Source organism: Caproiciproducens sp. MSJ-32 (assembly GCF_018918055.1).
Lineage (GTDB): Bacteria > Bacillota > Clostridia > Clostridiales > Clostridiaceae > Clostridium.
In genome coordinates this window covers 1-3,967 of the sequence record NZ_JAHLPS010000085.1, presented here as the reverse complement: position 1 = coordinate 3,967, position 3,967 = coordinate 1, and the positions used below count along the sequence as shown (strand labels likewise).

The 3,967-nt window shown below is 27.9% G+C and carries 5 protein-coding genes; 2 read left to right on the top strand and 3 right to left on the bottom strand.

Annotated elements, in window-relative coordinates:
- Positions 1-267 precede the first annotated feature (267 nt).
- From KQI16_RS09645 to KQI16_RS09635, 3 genes are all read right to left on the bottom strand, one after another.
- Positions 268-696 carry a tetratricopeptide repeat protein gene (locus KQI16_RS09645; protein ID WP_216433943.1) on the bottom strand — a complete coding sequence of 143 codons (429 nt, stop codon included), beginning with the start codon at positions 694-696 and terminating at the stop codon, positions 268-270.
- A gap of 139 nt (positions 697-835) precedes the next feature.
- Positions 836-1,282 (bottom strand): M15 family metallopeptidase, encoded by a 447-nt coding sequence (locus tag KQI16_RS09640; RefSeq protein WP_330654198.1) that lies wholly within the window; start codon positions 1,280-1,282, stop codon positions 836-838.
- A gap of 29 nt (positions 1,283-1,311) precedes the next feature.
- Positions 1,312-1,560 carry a hypothetical protein gene (locus KQI16_RS09635; protein WP_216433939.1) on the bottom strand — a complete coding sequence of 83 codons (249 nt, stop codon included), beginning with the start codon at positions 1,558-1,560 and terminating at the stop codon, positions 1,312-1,314.
- A 216-nt stretch (positions 1,561-1,776) separates the two neighbouring features.
- Here KQI16_RS09635 and dapF point away from each other — a divergent pair, with 216 nt between their 5' ends.
- Together dapF and KQI16_RS09625 are read left to right on the top strand one after the other, a co-directional pair.
- Positions 1,777-2,616, top strand: coding sequence for a diaminopimelate epimerase (gene dapF / locus KQI16_RS09630; RefSeq protein ID WP_216433937.1), 840 nt, complete (start codon positions 1,777-1,779; stop codon positions 2,614-2,616).
- A gap of 32 nt (positions 2,617-2,648) precedes the next feature.
- The gene (locus KQI16_RS09625; protein WP_216433935.1) at positions 2,649-3,830 is read left to right on the top strand and encodes an LL-diaminopimelate aminotransferase; all 1,182 of its coding nucleotides are present in this window, start codon (positions 2,649-2,651) and stop codon (positions 3,828-3,830) included.
- Positions 3,831-3,967: the final 137 nt, after the last annotated feature.

Here is a 3,967-nt window from a genome sequence, read left to right as displayed (position 1 = left end):
TATGAACAATCAAAGGCTGGAGTGCCCTTGGAGCAAATTTTTCAAGCCTTAAAAATTGCCTAGGAGGAGTCTATTCAATTTTTATGGTAAATAATGCTATGAAATTTGCTCATTTATAATTATACATATATTTTACCTTATTTTTACTTATAATACAATTATAAGACTTCTATATCTTTTAAAATATATTTTCTTACTAATTTTTAATTTAACAATCTCTTCTATGAAAAATATTTTATATTAATATAAACTATTCTTTAATAACAATTAAATTATATTATCTAACCTAATATGCACAAACTTTGTTCCATGATAAAAAGGTCCTTTATCAAAATGTTCATCTTTATATAACTCTGACAGTTCATAATTTCTTCTAGCATTATCATAGTCAGATAATATTTCATAACATTTTGCAATATTCAAATACAAAGTTGAATAGGCACTCTTTACATTTACATCATTTATTTTTAGAGCAAATTGTAAAGAGGTTTCCATCCACTTTAATTTATCCTCAATACTTTTTTGTACTCTAGCTAGATGATAAGCTGTTATAAATCTTTCATATTCATCTTCTGCTTCTTCCCAGGCTTTTTTAAAAATATTTATTGCTTCTTCAATATTTCCTGTCTCTTCTAAATTCATTCCATTCATGCATAGTTTAATAATATGGTTATTTGGATCAAACCTTATATCCATTTAATTTTACCTCCAAAGAATTTTTATATTATATTTTACCCATTCTTGATTTAGGTTAATATTATAATTTATTATCTTAAATTTTTTCTTTCCAAGTATATTAATATAGTCTCTATTTTTATATATATTTACATATTCCCTACTTACCTAAATATTCCTCTAAGCATACGCCTTTTTCTTTTATTTTATTAGAATGTTCAATACCAACATATCGAATATGCCAAGGTTCATAGCTATATCCAGTAATATCTTCCTTGCCTTTTATGTATCTTAGTATAAATCCATACTTGTACATATTATTGTGCAGCCATCTACACTCTTCAGTATTCTCAAAATTTATATCCATATCTGTATAATTCTCTGCTAAAACATCTACAGCAAGTCCCGTTTGATGTTCGCTATAACCTGGTTTTGCAACATATTTATCCGCATACTCTTCTCCCCGATTAAAAACCTCAGTAGTATAAACATCTTCCTGATATTCATAGGATCTATAACCTGAAACTGCAAGTAGATATATTCCCTCTTTTTCAGCATCTTTAAACATTCTTTTTAAATTTTCACTTGCTTCTTTTCTTAATAAAATTTCCTTATTTGAATTTACCTGTATAGCTTCTAAATCATCTGGTCATATCCTTTTTCTAGTCCATATTCTTTGTTTACCAATAGAATATTCTGTTTATTATTATTCATGGAATTATTTAAAGAAATATTATTAAAGCTATTTTCTTTCTCCGATATTTTTGATTGCTTATTATTCCATATATTAAAATATCTAATTATATCATCAGAGAAAATAAAAAATATAGCCCCTAGTAAAATTAATATACTAAAAATTCTTATACTTTTGTTTTTCTTTGCCATATTAAGCACTTCCTTTCCTGCTTTAATATAAACAAAATAACTTCTAAAAAATAACTTCTAATAATTATTTAGTTTAATTAATTATCATATTTTTCATGCATTGAATATTTTATATTATAATGCCTTATCTTAACCAAAATAGTTACAGAATTGTTAAAAATAAAGCTTGTCATATTTATTTAATAATTATTCTCATATTTTCTTAGAGGTGATGAGATGAAAATTGAATTTACAAAAATGCATGGCTGTGGTAATGATTATATTTTCTTTAATTGTATCAATCATGACATTAATAAACCTGAAGAACTCTCAAAATCTATCTCCAACAGACATTTCGGTATTGGAGGTGATGGAATTGTACTAATTTACAAATCAAATAAAGCAGATGCGAAAATGCGTATGTTTAATGCTGATGGAAGTGAAGGAAAAATGTGTGGAAATGCAATAAGATGCATAGGAAAATATTTATTTGATAATGAAATTATTAAAAAGAAAAATGTAACTATTGAAACTATAAGCGGGGTAAAAAATTTAACACTTCATATAATAAATAACTTAGTTTCATCAGTGACTGTAGATATGGGTAAAGCAGAATTTTTACCTTCAAAGATTCCTGTTAAACTTAATGGAGAAAAAATAATTAATAGAAAAATATCCATAAATGGTGAGGATTATAAAATAACCTGTGTTTCAATAGGAAATCCTCATTGCGTTGTTTTTCAAGATAATATAGAAAACCTTAATTTAATGAGTATTGGACCAAATTTTGAAAATTTCCCTATTTTTCCTGAAAGAATAAACACTGAATTCGTTAAGGTTATAGACAAAAACACTATTAAAATGAGGGTTTGGGAACGCGGTAGTGGTGAAACTTTAGCTTGTGGAACAGGAGCTTGTGCTGCTGCTGTAGCTGCTGTTGAAAATAGATTTTGTAATAAGGGAGAAGATATTTATGTTATTCTAAAGGGCGGAGAACTTATTATTAACTATACAAATGAAAGAATACTAATGACTGGTAAAGCTGAAAAGGTATTTGACGGTTATATAGAAATTTAATTAAAAATATTACAAATAAGGGGAAGTGATGTATGAATATTAATAGTAATTATTTAAAGCTAGAAAATAATTATTTATTTTCTACTATAACAAAAAAAGTAGAGGATTATAAAAGTAAATATCCTAAAAAAGAAATAATTAATCTAGGTATTGGAGATGTAACCCAGCCTCTTCCAACTGCTGTAATAAATGCACTACACAAAGCTGTTTCTGAAATGAGTTCAAAACATACTTTCAGAGGATATGGCCCTGAACACGGATATAACTTTTTAAAAACTGCTATTCGCACTTATTATGAAAAAAGAGGTGTTTTTTTAGAAGAAAATGAAATATTCATTAGTGAAGGTGCAAATAGTGATTTAGGTAATATACTTGATATTTTTTCAAATGATAACACTGTATTGATACCTGATCCTGTTTATCCAGTTTACATGGATACAAATATTATGGCTGGTAGAAAAATAATATTTATGTGTGCAACAGAAGAAAACAACTTTCTTCCAATGCCTGATAAAAATATTAAAGCCGATATAATATTCATCTGTTCTCCTAATAATCCTACTGGAGCAGTATATAATAAAGATGAACTAAAAGAATGGGTAGACTATGCATTATCTTGTAATGCTGTAATTATATTTGATGGAGCATATGAAGCCTATATTCAAGATAGGAAGCTGCCAAGAAGCATTTATGAAATTGAAGATGCCAAGAAATGTGCTATAGAAATTTGCTCACTTTCAAAAAATGCAGGTTTTACCGGAACAAGATGCGGCTATACTATTGTCCCAAATGAACTAAGATTTGAAGGTGTTCATTTAAATATGCTATGGCTAAGACGGCAGACTACAAAATTTAACGGAGTAGCTTACATTATTCAACGGGCTGCAGAAGCTGCCTTTACAGAAGAAGGGCAAGCAGAAATATCAAAGTTTATTAATTATTACATGGATAATGCGAAAATAATATGTAATACATTACAGAATATGAATATCTGGTTTACTGGCGGTGAAAACTCACCATATATATGGTTAAAATGTCCTAAGGGCATGACATCGTGGGAATTTTTTGATTTTCTACTAGAAAGGGCTAATACAGTTGGTTCTCCTGGTTCTGGATTTGGTAAGAATGGAGAAGGTTTCTTTAGGCTTACATCCTTTGGAGATAGAAAAAATGTTGAAATCGCTATGAAAAAAATTTCTTCCATACTAATTTAAATTTTTTAACTTTAATAAAGGGGCTGTCGCATTAGCGGTTAAAAATCGCTAATGCTCAGCTCTTATTTTGTACTGTTTTATATGAATTTTAAAGAGTTTTTCAAATAAATTCATCTCTACTCCTTAAAAATGGCGCA